At 29.1% G+C, this 18,179-nt stretch carries 20 protein-coding genes; 8 read left to right on the top strand and 12 right to left on the bottom strand.

Going from position 1 to position 18,179, the window contains the following annotated elements; genetic code table 11:
- Nucleotides 1-41 precede the first annotated feature (41 nt).
- Nucleotides 42-380, bottom strand: a complete 339-nt coding sequence (locus tag BTO07_RS11990) for a single-stranded DNA-binding protein (RefSeq protein WP_087522633.1) — start codon at nucleotides 378-380, stop codon at nucleotides 42-44.
- Between the two features lie 154 nt (nucleotides 381-534).
- On the opposite strand from BTO07_RS11990, the gene BTO07_RS11985 reads away from it, so the two are divergent.
- The 3 genes from BTO07_RS11985 to BTO07_RS11975 are packed head-to-tail and all read left to right on the top strand — an operon-like array spanning nucleotide 535 to nucleotide 2,167.
- Nucleotides 535-1,077 carry a GNAT family N-acetyltransferase gene (locus tag BTO07_RS11985; protein WP_087521454.1) on the top strand — a complete coding sequence of 181 codons (543 nt, stop codon included), beginning with the start codon at nucleotides 535-537 and terminating at the stop codon, nucleotides 1,075-1,077.
- Nucleotides 1,067-1,417, top strand: a complete 351-nt coding sequence (locus BTO07_RS11980; RefSeq protein ID WP_087521453.1) for a hypothetical protein — start codon at nucleotides 1,067-1,069, stop codon at nucleotides 1,415-1,417. Before BTO07_RS11985 ends, BTO07_RS11980 begins: the two co-directional genes overlap by 11 nt.
- Before the next feature lie 51 nt (nucleotides 1,418-1,468).
- Nucleotides 1,469-2,167 carry a hypothetical protein gene (locus BTO07_RS11975; RefSeq protein WP_087521452.1) on the top strand — a complete coding sequence of 233 codons (699 nt, stop codon included), beginning with the start codon at nucleotides 1,469-1,471 and terminating at the stop codon, nucleotides 2,165-2,167.
- Here BTO07_RS11975 and BTO07_RS11970 read toward each other — a convergent pair.
- Nucleotides 2,164-2,634, bottom strand: coding sequence for a CBS domain-containing protein (locus BTO07_RS11970; RefSeq protein WP_087521451.1), 471 nt, complete (start codon nucleotides 2,632-2,634; stop codon nucleotides 2,164-2,166). The two genes, BTO07_RS11975 and BTO07_RS11970, sit on opposite strands and share 4 nt — an antisense overlap.
- 106 nt (nucleotides 2,635-2,740) lie before the next feature.
- On the opposite strand from BTO07_RS11970, the gene BTO07_RS11965 reads away from it, so the two are divergent.
- Complete coding sequence (locus tag BTO07_RS11965; RefSeq protein ID WP_087521450.1) at nucleotides 2,741-5,038, top strand: M28 family peptidase; 2,298 nt, start codon at nucleotides 2,741-2,743, stop codon at nucleotides 5,036-5,038.
- 376 nt (nucleotides 5,039-5,414) lie between these two features.
- Here BTO07_RS11965 and pyk read toward each other — a convergent pair whose 3' ends face one another.
- The 5 genes from pyk to BTO07_RS11940 all read right to left on the bottom strand — a co-directional run bounded on the left by pyk (nucleotide 5,415) and on the right by BTO07_RS11940 (nucleotide 9,651).
- Entirely contained in the window at nucleotides 5,415-6,842 is a 1,428-nt protein-coding gene (pyk, locus tag BTO07_RS11960; RefSeq protein ID WP_087521449.1) for a pyruvate kinase, read from the bottom strand.
- 2 nt (nucleotides 6,843-6,844) lie between these two features.
- Nucleotides 6,845-7,294, bottom strand: coding sequence for an IPExxxVDY family protein (locus tag BTO07_RS11955; RefSeq protein ID WP_232457024.1), 450 nt, complete (start codon nucleotides 7,292-7,294; stop codon nucleotides 6,845-6,847).
- Nucleotides 7,295-7,409: 115 nt separating this feature from the next.
- Nucleotides 7,410-8,147 carry a ribonuclease III gene (gene rnc, locus BTO07_RS11950; protein ID WP_087521447.1) on the bottom strand — a complete coding sequence of 246 codons (738 nt, stop codon included), beginning with the start codon at nucleotides 8,145-8,147 and terminating at the stop codon, nucleotides 7,410-7,412.
- Between the two features lie 6 nt (nucleotides 8,148-8,153).
- The gene (fabF, locus tag BTO07_RS11945) at nucleotides 8,154-9,407 is read right to left on the bottom strand and encodes a beta-ketoacyl-ACP synthase II (protein ID WP_087521446.1); all 1,254 of its coding nucleotides are present in this window, start codon (nucleotides 9,405-9,407) and stop codon (nucleotides 8,154-8,156) included.
- Nucleotides 9,408-9,414: 7 nt separating this feature from the next.
- On the bottom strand, nucleotides 9,415-9,651 hold the full coding sequence (locus BTO07_RS11940; RefSeq protein ID WP_004569249.1) for an acyl carrier protein: 237 nt from the start codon (nucleotides 9,649-9,651) through the stop codon (nucleotides 9,415-9,417).
- Nucleotides 9,652-9,819: 168 nt separating this feature from the next.
- On the opposite strand from BTO07_RS11940, the gene purN reads away from it, so the two are divergent.
- Both purN and BTO07_RS11930 read left to right on the top strand, forming a co-directional pair.
- Nucleotides 9,820-10,392, top strand: coding sequence for a phosphoribosylglycinamide formyltransferase (gene purN / locus BTO07_RS11935; RefSeq protein WP_087521445.1), 573 nt, complete (start codon nucleotides 9,820-9,822; stop codon nucleotides 10,390-10,392).
- Nucleotides 10,385-11,020 (top strand): ribonuclease H1 domain-containing protein, encoded by a 636-nt coding sequence (locus tag BTO07_RS11930; protein WP_087521444.1) that lies wholly within the window; start codon nucleotides 10,385-10,387, stop codon nucleotides 11,018-11,020. The genes purN and BTO07_RS11930 overlap by 8 nt, the downstream gene beginning before the upstream one ends.
- Before the next feature lie 145 nt (nucleotides 11,021-11,165).
- Here the strand turns inward: BTO07_RS11930 and BTO07_RS11925 are convergent, their stop codons facing one another.
- The 4 genes from BTO07_RS11925 to BTO07_RS11910 all read right to left on the bottom strand — a co-directional run bounded on the left by BTO07_RS11925 (nucleotide 11,166) and on the right by BTO07_RS11910 (nucleotide 15,624).
- Nucleotides 11,166-13,811: a carboxypeptidase-like regulatory domain-containing protein gene (locus tag BTO07_RS11925; RefSeq protein ID WP_087521443.1), complete on the bottom strand. Its 2,646-nt coding sequence runs from the start codon at nucleotides 13,809-13,811 to the stop codon at nucleotides 11,166-11,168.
- 12 nt (nucleotides 13,812-13,823) lie between these two features.
- Nucleotides 13,824-14,552, bottom strand: a complete 729-nt coding sequence (locus tag BTO07_RS11920; RefSeq protein WP_087521442.1) for a GLPGLI family protein — start codon at nucleotides 14,550-14,552, stop codon at nucleotides 13,824-13,826.
- A 21-nt stretch (nucleotides 14,553-14,573) separates the two neighbouring features.
- The gene (locus BTO07_RS11915) at nucleotides 14,574-15,302 is read right to left on the bottom strand and encodes a GLPGLI family protein (RefSeq protein ID WP_087521441.1); all 729 of its coding nucleotides are present in this window, start codon (nucleotides 15,300-15,302) and stop codon (nucleotides 14,574-14,576) included.
- Between the two features lie 64 nt (nucleotides 15,303-15,366).
- Nucleotides 15,367-15,624, bottom strand: a complete 258-nt coding sequence (locus tag BTO07_RS11910; protein WP_087521440.1) for a hypothetical protein — start codon at nucleotides 15,622-15,624, stop codon at nucleotides 15,367-15,369.
- Nucleotides 15,625-16,183: 559 nt separating this feature from the next.
- Here BTO07_RS11910 and BTO07_RS17455 point away from each other — a divergent pair.
- Entirely contained in the window at nucleotides 16,184-16,456 is a 273-nt protein-coding gene (locus BTO07_RS17455; RefSeq protein WP_198342464.1) for a helix-turn-helix domain-containing protein, read from the top strand.
- Nucleotides 16,457-16,725: 269 nt separating this feature from the next.
- Nucleotides 16,726-16,956, top strand: a complete 231-nt coding sequence (locus BTO07_RS11900) for a helix-turn-helix domain-containing protein (RefSeq protein ID WP_087521438.1) — start codon at nucleotides 16,726-16,728, stop codon at nucleotides 16,954-16,956.
- Nucleotides 16,957-17,416: 460 nt separating this feature from the next.
- On the opposite strand, the gene BTO07_RS11895 is transcribed toward BTO07_RS11900, so the two are convergent.
- Nucleotides 17,417-18,157 (bottom strand): succinate dehydrogenase/fumarate reductase iron-sulfur subunit, encoded by a 741-nt coding sequence (locus BTO07_RS11895; RefSeq protein WP_087522632.1) that lies wholly within the window; start codon nucleotides 18,155-18,157, stop codon nucleotides 17,417-17,419.
- Between the last annotated feature and the right edge of the window lie 22 nt (nucleotides 18,158-18,179).

Raw genomic sequence — 18,179 nt, 5'->3', positions numbered from 1 at the left:
ACTCTTTATAAGTGGGTTTTATCTTTTTACAGTAATATATTTTACTGCTTATTTCCTAACATTAAAACTTCATTTGCTACAACCTCTGTAATGTATCTTTTTTCGCCTTCTTTGGTTTCGTAAGATCTAGAAGTTAGTTTACCTTCTATAGCAACTTCATTTCCTTTTTCTAAATATCTCTCAATAATTTCTGCTGTTTTATTCCAAGCTACAACATTATGCCATTGTGTATCTGTTACTTTTTCGCCTTGAGCATTTTTATAACTTTCATTTGTAGCAATAGAAAATTTTGCTAATTTATTTCCACTTTCTAAAGTGATAATTTCTGGGTTGTTTCCTAAATTTCCAATTAACTGTACTCTGTTTCTTAACGTACTCATAAGATAAGGTTTTAAATTATTATTATTTGTCAATTCGTTTTGACACTGCAAAGTTGCGACATCATTACAATTTTATTCGGTTACAAAACAATTACTTTCGGTTGTAATTATTTGTAGTCGTTTGTAAACGGATATTTTTTGGTACTTTAGCTATATGAAAGTTTATATAGAAACCGAAAGATTAATCCTTAGAGAAATTAGAGAATCTGATCTTGAGGGAATGTTTGAATTAGACTCAAATGCAGAAGTTCACAAGTATTTAGGGAATCATCCTATAAAAACGAAAAAGGAAGCTGAAAATGTGATTCAGTTTATTAGATATCAATACAACGAAAGAGGAATTGGACGTTTTGCTGTAATAGAAAAAAAATCAGGCGAATTTATTGGTTGGTCAGGTTTAAAATTGAATAAAGGTGAAAAAGAAACACTTAATGGTTTTGATAACTTTATTGATATTGGCTATCGATTGATTCCTAAGTATTGGAAAAAAGGCTATGGTTTAGAAGCTGCAATTGCTTGTTTAGATTTTGGTTTTAAAACATTAAATTATGATATTATTTATGCAGCTGCAGAAGTAGAAAATGTAGGTTCTAATAAAATTTTACAAAGAATTGGATTGCAATTTGTAAATGAATTTGAGTATGAAAACGTGAATGTAAATTGGTATCAACTTAAAAAAGAAAACTATGGAAAGTAAAAAATGTTTAGAATGTGATGAGGTGGTAAAAGGTAGAATTGATAAGAAATTCTGTTCTGATTATTGCAGAAACGCATACAATAATCGTGTAAATAAAGACAGTAAGAACCTCATCAGAAACATTAATAATCGTCTTAGAAAAAATCATAAAATTTTATCAGAATTAAATACAACAGGTAAAACCAAAGTAACAAGAACCAAATTATACGATAAAGGTTTCGACTTTCAGTTTTTTACATCCATCTATAAAACAAAAACAGGAAACACTTATTTTTATATATATGATGAAGGTTATTTACCTTTAGATAATGAAATGTTTTTATTGATTAAAAGAGATTAAATCTGTAACTATTTTACAGAAAACGATACTAATAGTTAAATTTATATGATAATGTTTCTATCCTCAAATTCCTTTTTTGTTCCAATTACTGTAATTTCTATAGCTGCACTTGTAGGTATTTTAATCTATTACTTTAATACGAAACAAAGAATTATTAGAACACTATCTAAACTACCAATTAAACAAATAGGCAGTTTAAGAAATAATGAATTTACACGATTTTCAGGAAAAGCACTACATGTAAAAGAGCCTTTAATTGCTCCTTTTAGTAAAAGGAAATGTGTTTTTTATGTGATGAAAATTGAAAAGAAAAAGAGTAATGGTAAAAGCTCTTATTGGGACACTATTGTTAAAGAAGAAAAAATTCAAGAATTCTTTTTAGAAAAAAATGGAGATTTTGCAATGGTAAGGCCTTCTCAAAATCCTAAAAATTACATCAGTCATTTAGTCGTTGATAAAAAAACAAACTCAGGTACTTTTAATGATCCAACTCCAGAATTCAATGAGCTTTTAGCAAACTATAATGTTGATAGTGAAAGTTTTTTTGGCTTCAATAAATCTTTGCGTTATTCTGAGGCAATTATAGAAATTGGCGAACAAATAACTGTTGCTGGAATTGCAAAATGGAAAAGTTTAAAAGAACCAATAGAAGGCTATTCATATTCTAAAATAGCCGAACTAGAGAGTTCTGATAAACAAAAATTAATTATTACAGATTTACCTAATATTAAATCTAAAAAACGATTTTAACTATTCCAAGTATTACCTTTTACACTAATTGCAGCTTTTAAAACATCTTTCTGGCTTAATTGCCCAATTAATTTTCCGTTTTCAACAACAGGAAATCTTCTTCTGTGTGAACTTATAAATTTAAAAGCGGCATCAAAAATATTCATGTCTTTATCAATCGTATCAACATCTGTAACCATATATTTACCTACAGTATTATTTATATCAGAAGGCATATTGTAATATTTGCTCTCAGAAATATGCTTAATACAATCCGTTTCAGAAATAATACCTATTAAATCATTTTTATCATTTACAACGGGGCCACCAGAAATTTTATATGTAATTAATTGATTAATTACATGATCTAAGGAATCTTCAGCTTTAAAAGTTATCAATTTTGTTGTCATATAATCAGACACTAAAATTTGAGCATCTTCTTTTCCTTGCTTCGTATCTCTTTTTCCTTGAAAGCTTTTAATTGCCATAATCGTTTCGTTTTTAATTGTTTTAAATTTACTGTTTTTTCTGTTTTTTTCACAATTTAAAGTAAGTTTTTTTTATTTCATACATTTATAAAAATTATTTCATCAAATGAAAGCCTTTTCATCTCTTGTTTCTGTACTTATAATTATTGGAGTTATCTATTGGAGTTTTTCTGATTTAAAACCTACCTTTTATCCTGAAGAAACTCCATCTAAAACTGAATTCTCAATTAATAATGCCCTATTTCATCTAAAGAAAATTAGTAAAGAGGCACATTATACAGGATCTGAAAATCATAAAGAAGTTCAAAACTATATTGTAGACGAACTTCATAAAATGGGATTAGATACAGAAATTCAAACCCAAACAGCAATTAATAAAAAATGGTTTGCAGCAACTACAGCAGAAAATATTTTAGCCAGAATTAAAGGTTCTGAAAACGGAAAAGCATTAATGTTGTTAACACATTACGATTCTAATCCTCATTCTTCTTTAGGTGCAAGTGATGCTGGTTCTGGAGTTGTAACTATTTTAGAAGGAATTAGAGTTTTCTTAGAAAAGAACGAACAGCCAAAAAATGATATTATTATCTTAATTTCTGATGCTGAAGAGCTAGGTTTATTAGGTGCTCAGGCTTTTGTTGATGAACATTCCTGGACAAAAGATATTGGTTTGGTTTTAAATTTTGAAGCTCGAGGAAGTGGTGGTCCAAGTTATATGTTGATGGAAACCAATGGAAAAAACAGTAAGTTATTGTCAGAATTTATGGCAGCAAAACCTAATTATCCTGCAACAAATTCTTTAATGTATAGCATTTATAAAAAGTTGCCTAATGATACAGATTTAACTGTTTTTAGAGAAAATGCAGATATAAATGGTTTCAATTTTGCGTTTATTGGCGATCATTTCGATTATCATACCGCACAAGATTCTTTTGAACGTTTAGACAGAGAAACTTTATTACATCAAGCAGATTATTTTACGTCAACAGTAAATTATTTTGCAAATTCAGATTTGTCAGATTTAAATTCTGATGAAGATTTTGTCTATGTAAACTTTCCGTTTGTAAAATTAGCAACTTATCCTTTTTCTTGGGTTTTTCCAATGTTAATTATCGCAGTTATCGTTTTTTTAATTTTACTTTTCTTCGGATTTTCTAAAGGAAAACTTTCTTTAAAAGGAATTTTAAAAGGTTTTGGAGTGTTTATAACCGCTATACTTTTGTGCGGAGGCGTTTCTTTTGGTCTCTGGAAGTTATTATTAATAATTCATCCTGCATATAAAGACATTTTACACGGTTTTACCTATAATGGATATCAATATATAACTGCATTCGTATTCTTAAATTTATGGGTCTTATTTAAAGTCTATAAATACATTTCTAAACATGAGAAAACTACAGATTTATTAATTGCCCCAATTGTAATTTGGTTGGTTATTAATTTCTTTATAAACGCGTCTTTAAAAGGAGCTGGATTTTTTATAATTCCGGTATTTTCTGCATTGATCATTTTAGCGATTGCTGTTTTTATGAATTTGGAAGAAAAATCGAGACGCATCTTATTTACTATTTTATCAATTCCGACTATTTATATTTTTGCTCCTTTAGTTAAAATGTTCCCTGTTGGTTTAGGTTTAAAAATATTGTTTGTCAGCGGAATTATAATTGCTTTAGTTTTTGGGTTGATGATACTCTCATTTCATCAAAAGAAAACTTTTTGGATGCAAAAAACAGTTGGTTTCTTAGCAATTCTATTCTTTGGTTTGGCAACTTATAATAGTGGTTTTACTGTTGATAATAAAAAACCTAATAGTATTGTTTATATTCAAAATTCTGATGATAAAACAGCTTATTTTGGGACTTACAATTCAACTTTAGATGATTACACCAAACAAATTTTTGATGAAAGCGCAACAGAAGGAAGTATTGCAAATGCAGAAACTAAAAGTAAATACAATACTCGTTTTAAGTATCATAAAAAAACGGAGTTTAGAAATATTTCATCTGCAAACATAGAAACAGAGTTAGATACAATTATTGGCGACAAACGTTTTTTAGAATTTACGATTTCATCCGACAGAAAAGTGAATAAGTTAGAATTTATTACAAACAAAAAATTGAAGTTATATCAGTTTAAAGTAAATGACGTTTTGGTAAATGATGGAAAGAGTTATGATGTGAAAAGTGGTACTTTTTTAGTGTATCATTTAGCAAACCAAGATAAAGAAGTTACCATTTCTTTTAGTGTTTTAACAGCATATGAATTAGATGTTATATTGAATGAAATCTCTTATGATTTATTAGAAAACTCTAATTTTTCGATAACTCCAAGAACAGAAGAAATGATGCCAATGCCTTTTGTTACCAATGATGCTATTATTATATCTAAAAAACTGAAGTTATAAAGGTTCATGAAAAAATTACTTTGTGTCTCGTAATGACTAATAGTTCGTAAAATGGGTATCCCTGATTAACTCTACTTTAATATTTTATTGAATCGTTGAATACTCCGCATTAGAAAAAACATCCTTTCTATTACCAATAAATAAGCATCATTACGAGTGAAACGAAGTAATCCGTTTCTAGTTATGAGATTGCCACAGTTTACAAAAAAATAAACTTCGAAATGACAATAATGAAAAGATATAGCCTTTCTACTTCGCTCAAGATAAATTCCAAGTAGGAAATAGCTTCAAAAAAATTAACCCATTTTTATTTAAAGCAAAAAAAAGCATTCTGAAAAATCAGAATGCTTTTTTAATATATAGTTTAAACTAATAATTATTCTATTTCAGAAACTCTAGATGTATTCACCATTCCTTGCGCTTTTGCAGGCATAGATGTAAGGTTAATCATAAGATCTCCTTGTTGTACATATCCTTTTTCTTTTGATATTCTATTGATATCAACAACTGTTGCATCAGTAGTTAAGTTTGCATCATAATAAAAAGCTTTTACACCCCAAAGTAAGTTTAGTTTTCCTAAAATTCTTCTTTCTGATGAAAATACTAATATTTTAGCTTGTGGTCTCCAAGCAGATATTTGAAAAGCAGTATAACCACTTCTAGTAAGTGTAGAAATTGCTGCTGCATCTATATCATTTGCCATTAAAGCTGCATGATGACAAACTGATTTTGTAATAAATCTGTTTGTTCTAATATGTGGTGCTTCATGTGGTACTTTAATCATTCTAGAGTTTTCAACAGCTTTAATAATTTCTGCCATTTTTTGAATAACTCTAATTGGGTGTTTCCCTACAGATGTTTCTCCAGAAAGCATTACTGCATCTGCACCATCCATAATTGAGTTTGCAACATCATTTACTTCTGCTCTTGTTGGAACAGAATTGTCAATCATTGTTTCCATCATTTGAGTTGCAATAATTACTGGAATTCTTGCTCTCTTTGCACGTCTCACTAATTTTTTCTGAATTAATGGAACATCTTGCATTGGAATCTCTACTCCTAAATCTCCACGAGCAACCATTAATCCATCACAATAAGGAATTAATGCATCTATATTTGCAACTGCTTCTGGTTTTTCAATTTTAGCAATTACAGGAACTCTATAATCTGAATGCTCATCGATTAAATCTCTTAACATTCTTAAATCTTCTGGCGTTCTAACAAAAGAAAGTGCCATCCAATCTACATTTAAACCTAATGCAAAAATTGCATCTTTTTTATCTTTTTCTGTTAAAGCAGGTAAAGAAATAGCTGTGTTTGGTAAGTTTACACCTTTTTTAGAATTTAATGGTCCACCAACAATTGTTTTAACAACTACTGCTTTGTCCATATCTGTAGAAATTACTTCAAAAAGTAATTTACCATCATCAACCATAATGTTTTCACCAACTTTTACGTCTTTAGGAAAACGTTGGTATGTCATAAATGCTCTTTCTTTATTACCTACACATTGTTCTGTTGTAAAAGTAAAAAGATCTCCATCATTTAAAACCACATTATCTTCCATAACTCCTACACGAAGTTTTGGACCTTGTAAATCTGCTAAAATGGCAACATTGTAACCGTTTTCTTCATTGATTTCTCTAATGGTTTTTACAGTCTTTTTAACGTTGTCATAATCAGCATGAGAAAAGTTAATACGAAATACATTTACACCTTCTCTGGCTAATTCCGTTAAAATTTCTTTACTGTCCGTTGCTGGTCCTAGGGTTGCAACTATTTTGGTTTTCTTGTAATCGTTCATGTTTAAAATATTAAAAAGTCTTTAGACTTGAGGGTGTTTTTATCAATTGAAAATGCAGTTATAACATTTTCGATATTTTTAATCTTATTTATTGTTTTCATAACAAACTCGTATTCTACTTCTCCACAAATTTTCAGAAAAAAATCTACCTTTCTCTTTTCTGGAATTAAATATGTCTTTGTTTCTGAAGTTAATAATAACTCGTTAGAAACGGTTTGATTTTCTCTTGTATAACTATTAGCTATTAAAAACCAATCAAAATCATATTCTTTATTTTCATAGTTATAAATAGCAAAAGAAGCTTTCTTTTTTTCTCTTACAAACTCTAAATCTTCTTTTGCTTTATAAAACCGAGTGTTCAGGTTTCTGTTTAGTAAGTAGGCAAGTTTATAGTCTTCTAATGTAGAATGGATTCCTATTAAAGAATATTCTTCTTCGCAAAAATCGTCCATTTCTAAAGCGTACACCTGCATAAATTATAACTAGTACTAGTTTTTATGAGAGAGCTAAATTACTAATTGTTTATGGGTTTTAAAGCTAATTTTAACGAAAACGTTATCGTGTAGGCTAACTTAACTTAATTTGCTTTTGAAAAGCAAAATACACTCTTTTAGAAGCTTGTTCTTCTGCTTTTTTCTTCGAAGTTGCTCTTCCTTTAGCAATTAGTTCGCCATCGATACTAATTTTTACGCTAAAGTGCTTAATGGTTTCGTTACCAGAATCCTCATAAGTATCGAATGAGTATTTTTTCTTTTGCTTCTGACACCATTCAATAATTAGACCTTTATAGCTAGTTATTTTACCTTCTAGTTTTTCAATATCTACATAAGGTACAATTACATTTTTATAAATAAACTTATGACTAGCATTGTATCCTTTATCTAAATAAATAGCGCCTACTAACGCTTCAAAAATATTACCATGAATATTATCGCCCACATTTGCTTGATCTATATTACTTTTAACAAAACGGATTAAGTTTAAATCTTTACCTAATTCATTTAAATGCTCTCTACTTACAATTTTAGAGCGCATTTGTGTTAAGTAACCTTCATTACCTGTAGGTACTTTTTTATATAAATAAGCAGCAATAACAGAACCTAAAATAGAATCTCCTAAAAACTCTAAACGTTCGTAATTAATAGGAATTCCTTTACTGTCTGTCATTTGCACAGATCTGTGTGTAAATGCTTTTTTGTATTGGTTTATTTTTCTAGGTGAAAAATTAAGAAGTTTTTTTAATTCGTTATATAATTGTTCATCCTCTTGATTGCGAGGCTTAACTATTTTACGAATAAAATTCATAGTGTATTATTCTTCTAGCTTTCTAAATGCAACACAAGCATTATGTCCTCCAAAACCAAATGTATTACTCATAGCTACTTTAATGTCGCGCTTTTGAGCTTTGTTTAACGTTAAGTTTAAATCAGGATTAATGTTTTCGTCGATATTAACATGATTAATTGTAGGTGGTACAATGCCATGTTTCATTGCTAAAATTGCAGCAATAGATTCAACAGCTCCTGCAGCTCCTAACAAGTGACCTGTCATAGATTTTGTAGAGTTGATATTAATATTTTTAGCATGATCACCAAAAACATTAGAAATTGCTTTTAATTCCGCAACATCACCTAAAGGCGTAGAAGTACCATGTGTATTAATATGGTCTACATCTTCTGGTTTAATTCCAGCATTTTCAAGACAGTTTTTCATTACAGCAATAACACCAATTCCTTCAGGATGTGGTGCTGTCATATGATAAGCATCAGAAGACATTCCTCCTCCAATAACCTCAGCATAAATTTTTGCTCCCCTTGCTTTTGCGTGTTCGTAGCTTTCTAAAACTAAAGCACCTGCTCCTTCACCTAACACAAAACCATCACGTTCTGCATCAAAAGGTCTAGACGCTGTTTCTGGGCTTTCGTTTCTTGTTGATAATGCTTTCATAGCATTAAAACCACCAACACCAGAAATTACAACTGCAGCTTCAGAGCCACCAGTTACAATTACATCACAAGTTCCTAAACGAATATAATTTAAAGCATCTATCATTGCGTTAGCAGATGATGCACATGCAGAAACAGTAGTATAATTTGGCCCCATAAATCCATTTTTAATAGAAATATTTCCTGGCGCAATATCTGCAATCATTTTTGGGATAAAGAAAGGATTAAATTTTGGTGTACCGTCTCCAGCTCCAAAATTTATAGCTTCGTTTTGAAAAGTTTCTAAACCTCCAATTCCTGCTCCCCAAATTACACCAACACGGTATTTGTTAATTTTTTCTAAGTCTAGATTTGCATCTGCAATTGCTTCATCTGAAGCAACCATTGCATATTGTGTAAATCTATCCATTTTACGTGCGTCCTTTCTATTAATAAAGTCCGTTACGTTAAAATCTTTTAATTCACATGCAAAACGAGTTTTGAACTTGGCAGCGTCAAAACTTGTGATAGGTGCTGCACCGCTAACTCCGTTAACTAATGCGTTCCAATATTCTTCAATATTATTACCAATTGGCGTTAAAGCGCCAAGTCCAGTGACTACAACTCGTTTTAATTGCATATAAATCTTACTTTTTTGCTTCTTCTATATAACTTACAGCTTGTCCTACAGTTCCAATGTTTTCTGCTTGATCATCTGGTATTTGAATATCAAATTCTTTTTCGAATTCCATAATTAACTCAACAGTATCTAAAGAATCTGCTCCTAAATCATTTGTGAAGCTCGCTTCTGTTGTTACTTCGTTATCGTCAACGCCTAATTTGTCTACGATAATCGCTTTTACTCTTGATGCAATGTCTGACATAATTTTTTATTTTAAATTTTAAATCAGGGCAAAAATACAAATCTTATTAATTATAACTAATGTTTGCCCTAAAAATGATTACTAAAAGTAAATAAAATAATTTAATCTTTACTTAAAATAATCAGTTTGTTAATAATTATTCCTTTTTTTGTAACTTAGAAATTAGATATGAAGCGTATTGTTATTTTTGCATCTGGTTCAGGATCGAACGCAGAGAATATTATTAAGTTTTTTAATCACACTAAAACCGCTAAGGTTACTAATGTGTTGTGTAACAATGAACATGCCAAAGTTTTTGAAAGATGCAAAAAACTAGAAATCAATTGTTTATACTTTAATAAAACAGAATTTTCTTCTACCGATGTTATTCTAAATAGGTTAAAAAAAGAAGCAGATTACATTATTTTAGCTGGGTTTCTATGGAAGATTCCACAGCGTATTATTGATGCTTTTCCTAATAAAATCATTAACATTCACCCTGCTTTATTACCTAAATATGGTGGAAAAGGAATGTATGGAATGAATGTTCATAAAGCTGTAAAAGAAAATAAAGAAACAGAAACTGGTATCACAATTCACTTCGTAAATGCCAATTATGATGAAGGAGCTATCATTTTTCAGGCAAAAACGACGCTTTTAAGCGTAGATTCTCCTGAAATTATTGCAGAAAAGATTCATTTTTTAGAGCAAAAGCACTTTCCGAAGGTTATTGAAGAGGTAATTTTAAATAAAAATGAGTAAAAAAAAGTTTTATGTTGTTTGGAACGGACGTAAAAAAGGTGTTTTTACTTCTTGGAAAGTCTGTAAAAAACAGATTGATGGTTTTGATGGTGCTCAATACAAATCTTTTGCAGATTTAGAGGAAGCCGAAAAAGCATCCAAAGGAAAATATGAAGATTATATTGGTAAAAACAGCAAAAAACCAACTTTATCATCAGCTGAAAAAGCAAGTTACGGTGCGCCTAATTTAGAAAGTATTTCTGTGGATGCTGCTTGTTCTGGAAATCCTGGAAAAATGGAATACAGAGGTGTTTTAACGCATAATAAACAGCAAATTTTCATTAAAGGTCCTTTTAAAAAAGGTACTAATAATATTGGTGAATTTTTAGCTTTGGTACATGGAATTGCCTTATTAAAAAGTAAAAACAAAGAAGATATTCCTATTTATTCTGATTCTAAAATTGCCATGAGTTGGGTAAAACAGAAAAGGTGTAAAACCAACATGCATTTTGATGCTTCTAACAGAGATTTATTAGAGCTGATTAAAAGAGCCGAAAAATGGCTGAAAGAAAATACGTACAAAAACCCGATTTTGAAATGGGAAACCAAAGCCTGGGGAGAAATTCCTGCAGATTTTGGGAGGAAATAAAAAAAGCCCAACCCAACCTTCCCAAAGGGAAGGAGTTAGCTAGTTTATGAATACTTATTATTATTAATTGATTGCAGCTTGTAGTTTAGTTTGTCATTTGGAAATGAACTTTTTTAAGTGATTGAGAAATCTCACCTTCTTACAACTACAAATTATACCCTATACTAAACATCATTATTCTTGGTAGGATAAATGTTTTTGTATCTGAAACTACATAATCTGAAAAAGAATTGCTTTGTTTAAACTGTGCGTTAAATAAATTTTGAGCACTTATTTTATATGACCAAGCAGAATTCTCTTTTTTGTAAGACAAGGTTGTATTTGCTATTTCATACACATTTTTTTGCCTCAATGTTTTATTTTGATAATTGCTTCGTTTGTAATCAAAATTAAAAATAAATCCTTTAGCAAAATCATAATCGACCGTTATAAAAGGTTCTGATGTAATAAATTTTGATGTAGAATTACTAGAAATAAAAGTACCAATTTCTCTTTTTAAACCGACTTCTATGGTTGGAAAATTATCAAACAACGTTTCAAAACCAATTTCAAAATCGTAATTATTATTTTTATTGGTTTGTAAGTTTCCGTTTAATTCTTGTATATATTTTGAATTGCTAAAACCAACATCAAATTTATATTTAATGGTTTTAATCGTTTTTTCTAAATATACATTTCCTTGAATGTCTTCTGAAGGGTTTTCAAATAATTTTACGGTTAAAAACTGATTTACATCATTAAAATCGACAACACTTCTAACTCCTTTTATTTGTTTGTTATAATTTAGATTAGCAAAAAGCATTAAACCTCTGTATAAACTAAATCTACTATAACGGATTCTTGCATTATGATATAAGTTGTTTTCTAGCGTTTCATTTCCTCTAAAAACAGAATTATACGATTGTAAATAAAATTGGTTTGCAAATTTACTAGCATCAGAAAAAGACGTTTTTAAATTATAATTCAGTTGAATTTTTTTTGATTTATTAAACTCAATTTTTGCTAAAAAATCGGGTAAAACAACCCACTTATTTTTATCTAAAACGGTTTGCTTGTTTAATTGCCAATTGTAATTGTGTAAATAAGCACCTTGTTTTAATGTAAAAATACCTGCTCTAAATTTGTAGTGAATTCCTAAAAACAAATCATTTAATTTAAAATTAAGATTATTGCCAAATTCATCCGAAGAAAAATTATTTGTGGTTCCATCATCTAACGTTTGAAAATCATTTGTTAAAAAATCTTCATTTAAAAACTTATTACCAACCGTTGTATAAATATGATTGCTATTGTTAATTTCCCAAAAGTGTTTAAAAATTACATCTATATTTTGCTCTTTGGTATTTTTAAGTTGATGAATTAAATATTGATTCTGATTCAGAACTGGTATTAACCCATTAAAAACATCGTCTTCTGTTTGCCAAAAATTAGTTTTATCACTTTTATCATATACATAATTAAAAACCGAAGAAAACGTGTGTTTATCAGATTGTCTTTTATGCCATTCTATATTTTGGTTGATATACGTTGCATTTAAATCTCTATCGGTTAAGATTGTATTCGCATTGGTATCTATCAAAGAAATTAACGTGTTATTATTTGTGTTATTTGTTCTTTTTACTTGAGTTCTTGCATACCATTTTTCTTTATTGTTAGGCGTGTATTCTATATTTAAATTTCCAATACCTAATAAATTATCTGCATTGGTGTTATTTGTTCTTTGTTCTGTAAATGTGGTATATTCATTAAAATTTTCTATAAAGCTACTGGTATTTGTGTTCGAAAAAATGGCATAACCAGAAATATCTAACTTTGATGTTGCTGTTTTTGTAATATTTAAAGCGCCAAATTTTTGTTTGCTTTTAAGTAAATCTTTGCTTTCTAAAAACTGAGAAAAATTACCACGTTTCCATTTAAAGTTACCACTAAAAATGGCATTCATTCCTCCAGAAAAACTCATATAATCTCTAAATGTGAAGGTTTTTTCGCCAATATTATTAATGTTTCCTATAAAGTTGACATTGGTTTTAGGTGAATAATAAAACAAATTGGCACTGGTTTTATAAAATTCTTTGTTGCCTTTACCTGCTTCTACATCACCAAAAAGAAAACGTTTTTTATCTTCTTTTAATTTGATATTCATTGCCATTTCATCAGAATCTGTTAATCCTTTTAAAAACGAGACTTCGTTATAGTTATCGATTACCTCAATATTACCAACTGCATCTGCAGGAATATTTTCTACCGCCAATTTAGAATTTCCTCCAAAAAACTTTTTGCCATCTACCAACATTTTGGTTACTTTTTCACCTTGTACGGTAACCGTTCCGTTTTTACTTACTTCAACACCAGGTAATTTTTTTAAAACGTTTTTTAATTTACGTTCTGTTCCGTTTATAAATTTATCTGTTTTATACGTAGTAGTATCTCCTTTTACAGTAACAGGCATTTCTATAACAACCTCATCTAATTGTTCTGACGATTGCTGTAAAACAAAATCTTTTTTGCTTGATTTTAAAGCTACAAATTGAAAATTAACTGGTTTATACCCCAAATAAGAAATACTAATGGTTATAGTGTCTCCTTTTTCTAATAACAACTTATAATAGCCTTCGTTATCTGTAATAGCAAATTGTAAATTTTTAGAAACATCTTTTGGTTTTGCAATAACATTTGCATAAGATAATGGGGTTTGTAAACTATCTTTTACAGAACCGCTTAAAGTTACCTTTTGGGCAAAAAGAGTAGTTGAAATACTGAAAATAAATAGAAATAGGAGGTTGTTTTTCATAGATTATAAAAATTAATATCCTTGATTCTTTTTAAATTTTTGTATTGTTGACGAAGCCACTTCTTGATACTCTTTTTCAGTCACTTTAATTCCTTTAATTGGTTTTTTAATTTCTATTTTTTCTTTTGGATTTAATACAATCTTTTTCACAAAATAAATTTTCTTATAAATCTCTAGCTCCAAAATTAAACCAGGTAGACCATATTCTCCTTTTGGACCAAAACTAACAGGAATAGAAGGAGTATACCATGCAATAACTTTACCTTTATTTCTCGTCGCCTTATTTGTTACATAACCATTCATAGTTCTTGTCTCCTGGGTCAATTCCCATTTTAAATAGTTATTAGTATAAATAAAATGTTCCCCTATACTGAATTCTTTAATTAAATAGGTTTTATTTGTATCATTATAGTAATATTCGTTTGAACCCCCAGCACTTGTTTTGTTTATTCTCTGACCTAAATCATGTATATCGGAACTTAACTTATCTTCAACGATAAATAAACCTTCTCTGTTTGAAAAAGTTAATTTAGATTTTATAGCTTTGGTATATAAATAAACCTGATCAAGTGATTTTATAAGAGTTTTGTTTTTTATGTTTTTCCTTTTTGTTGATAAATACTCATCTAATTTTTTACTACTAATAGTTGATTCGTAATGAACAATTCCAGAAAAATTTTGTTGAGAGAAAATAGAAGCATATGTAAAAATGCTGAATATTAAAATAATGATCTTTTTCATTTAAGGTTTATTTGATTTCTCCTACTTTTCATAAAAGTCTGGAAAAGCTTTTTTTAAAAGTGCATTGTAATTTTCTTTACTTATAACTTTTCCATTAGGTTTTTTGATTATAATTTTTTCTTTAGGATTGATTTCTATTTTTATTGCGGTAAATGTTACAGTATTATCCTCTAACTCTAATATTAAACCTGGTAACCCTGTAAAAATTTTAGGTCCATAACTCGCAGGTATTTTAGGAGCAAACCACGCTATAGGTTTTTTATACTTATACAAAGGGTTTTGATATACAGCTCTGTAACATAAATAACCTCCGATAATTTTAGATTCTTGTGAAATTTTCCAAATAGATTTTGGTTGTTCAATTAAGAAACATTCCCCTAAAATAGCACATTCAACAATACTATTTTTATGTAGAAAGGAATTGTTAGTGTAATAAATTCTTGCATTTCCAGCACCCGATTTTGTTTTATTTCTCATCCGATTAGCATCATTTTTTAATTTGGATTCTAATTTTTGAATTGAATGAAAATCATTAAACTCTAAATATGCTAAAATATCTCGAGCGCTGTTAATTCTATCTCTTGTGCTTTGAGATGTCTTTACATTTCTTTCTTTATTTCTTTTATCTACTTGTTCAATTGTTAAGTTCAGTGAAACATTATAAGTAACTCTACCTGAAAGTTCTTGTGCCTTTATGTTTGTTAATACTAAAAAGAATAAAATAACAGTAATTTTTATACATTTTTTCATCTTATAAAATTTGAATAAGAATCACTAAAAATTAATTTTAGCGATTCTTAAGTGATAAACTTGATTAATCTACACAATTTGAGTAGTAACAATAACCATACTCTAGCATGTAATCATCCATAGACGCACCTCTTCCTTCTTCTGCAGCTTCTTGAAAAACAATTGCTTTTGAACTTCTAACACAATCACTAGCACAACCAAAATCCTCTATTATTTCAACAGTTTCAGTGGTTGGTGTAATTATTATTTCATTTGTAGAGTTCGCATTCATCATAGTTCCTGTTGCAAAAACAAAAACTAAACTTAAAATTAATTTTTTCATAATATAAAAATTTGTAACCTAATTTTTTATTTAGGTTTAATTTATTAAAAATATTTAGAGCTTTAGTTGAGTTAACAAGTTTAAAATTCTCTAAAAAACTTGTAGAAAAAGGCTTACTTTTGTAGTCTTCCTCTGTTTGTTGGTGTTTATTTACATAAGCATTTGTTTTAAGTGATACATTTATTTAGTAATTTTTATATTTCTTAATTCCGCAAGCGGAGGTTTTTTGTTTTCGTTATCCATATCACTAGCTTACTAGTTATTAGTGAGATTTCTCAATCGCTTAAAAAAGCTCATTTCGAAATGACAAAACTGTATTATTTAAATAGAATACTTCGTCATCCTTTCTCATAATGACGTAAAGTGAAGAAATGTTTTTTTATAGCTATTTCTTTTTCCAAATTTGATAAATATATTTTTAGTTACCAAAGAAATCTATTTCCATTATAGCATACCCAATTTCAGGGATATAAAAAACTCACCGTTTTCAGGTATGCCAAAATGGATGGGTTTTAGACTTCTTTTTTTCTTATTTTTACAACGAAAAAGAAAATATATTATGAGAGAAAGAGAAAGAGAAAGAGAAAGAGAAAGAGAAAGAGAAAGAGAAAGAGAAAGAATACAAGAGTCTTATAAAACCATTCTAAATACTTTAGAAGAGAAAAGAAAAATTGCTAATATTAGTCGTTTTGAAATTGCGGTACATTTAGGTTTAACAGAAAATGGTTATTTTAAAGTTATTAAAGGGCAAACAAAATTAGATTTAGAAAGATTACTAACTATTTTAGATAAGTTAGATATTACTCCTACTAAATTTTTTAAAGATATTTAAACGAATACTATAATTTAAAGACAAACCCCAAACTATAAATAGTTTGGGGTTTTTTTGAAGTTTAATGAGATAAATTTTCTTTTCATAGCAATTTTCCCAGAGTACAAAAATGGTAAAGATTTTAAAAGTAACCTAAAAACTCTTTCCTCTTTTTGGACTAACGGTTTTCAGGGAGGTAAATCGCCTCACTGAAAACAGTTAGTCCAAAATGGAAACTAAAAAAACACATTTTAGCACTATATTTGATGTAAGAAAAAGAAAAGGTTAAAATGCTAGAAAAAAACACTATCGAAAAGCCGCAAGAGCTATCAGACAAAGTGCTAAAAAAGATTGTTGAAAGAAGACAAGAATTAGGTATTTCTCAAACGGATTTAGCTATAAAACTAAGCATGACCACAAGTGGTTATTTTAAAGTTGAAAAAGGAGAATCTAAGTTAGATCTTATTCGATTATTTGAGATTGCTGAATTTTTAAATATTGATGCTAAAGAGCTTTTTTAAAAGCTATCTTTTTATTGCATTATACTTCAGCTCAAAAGGAACTCTAAAAATAGTTTCTAATTATTTTACGCTCTTTTTATAGAAAGCGGTTTCTGTGGTAAGCTTTAGTTTTTCTAACATCTTGGGTTATAATAAAATCTGATATCATCAACTTATTTATCTTAATTCTATAATCAGAAGATTTTCTTCCCTCAGCAACATCAACATCTAAATAACATCCTTGTAAAAGGGTTTTATTTAAGTCGTTTAAACACTCTTTTACTAAAAACGTACTTTGCCATCTTCCATAGAAAAAAATATATATAGGCCGTTAAATTGATGTTTTTTTTAGAACAAAATTAAATAAGTGCTTTTCGGGCATAAAAAAACTCCTTAGTAAAATTACTAAGGAGTTTTAATCTTTTATAAATTGAGATTTCTTAATTGCCTTTTACAAGCTCATTTTAAAATATCAATCTTATTATAGATTCGCTTTCATAAGCTCTCTATTCATTCTTGCAATATTGTCTAAAGAAATTCCTTTAGGACATTCAACTTCACAAGCTCCTGTATTTGTACAGTTTCCAAAACCTTCTAAATCCATTTGAGCAACCATGTTTTGTACACGATCTGCAGCCTCTACTTGTCCTTGTGGTAATAAGGCAAATTGAGAAACTTTTGCTCCAACAAATAACATTGCAGAAGAGTTTTTACAAGTTGCTACACAAGCACCACAACCAATACAAGTTGCTGCATCCATAGCATCATCTGCTGCGTGTTTAGAAATAGGAATGTTGTTTGCATCTTGTGTATTCCCAGAAGTGTTTACAGAAATGTAACCACCTGCTTGTTGAATACGTTCAAAAGCCATTCTATCTACAATTAAATCTTTTATTACAGGAAATGCTGCTGCTCTAAATGGCTCAATTGTAATTGTATCACCATCGTTAAACATACGCATATGTAACTGACAAGTAGTAATACCTCTATCAGGTCCATGAGCTTCACCATTTATGTACATAGAACACATACCACAAATACCTTCTCTACAGTCATGATCAAAAGCAACTGGCTCTTCACCAGCATTTACTAATTGTTCATTTAAAACATCCATCATTTCTAAGAAAGACATATGTTCTGAAATATCAGTTACTTTATAATCGACCATTTGACCCTTTGAACTTGAGTCTTTTTGTCTCCAAATTTTTAACGTTAAATTCATTCCTTTACCTGACATATCTTTC

Origin of the sequence: Polaribacter sp. SA4-12, assembly GCF_002163675.1 — a bacterium.
Lineage (GTDB): Bacteria > Bacteroidota > Bacteroidia > Flavobacteriales > Flavobacteriaceae > Polaribacter.
The sequence above is the reverse complement of the archived record's forward strand: the minus strand, read 5'-3'. Positions and strand labels throughout refer to the sequence as shown.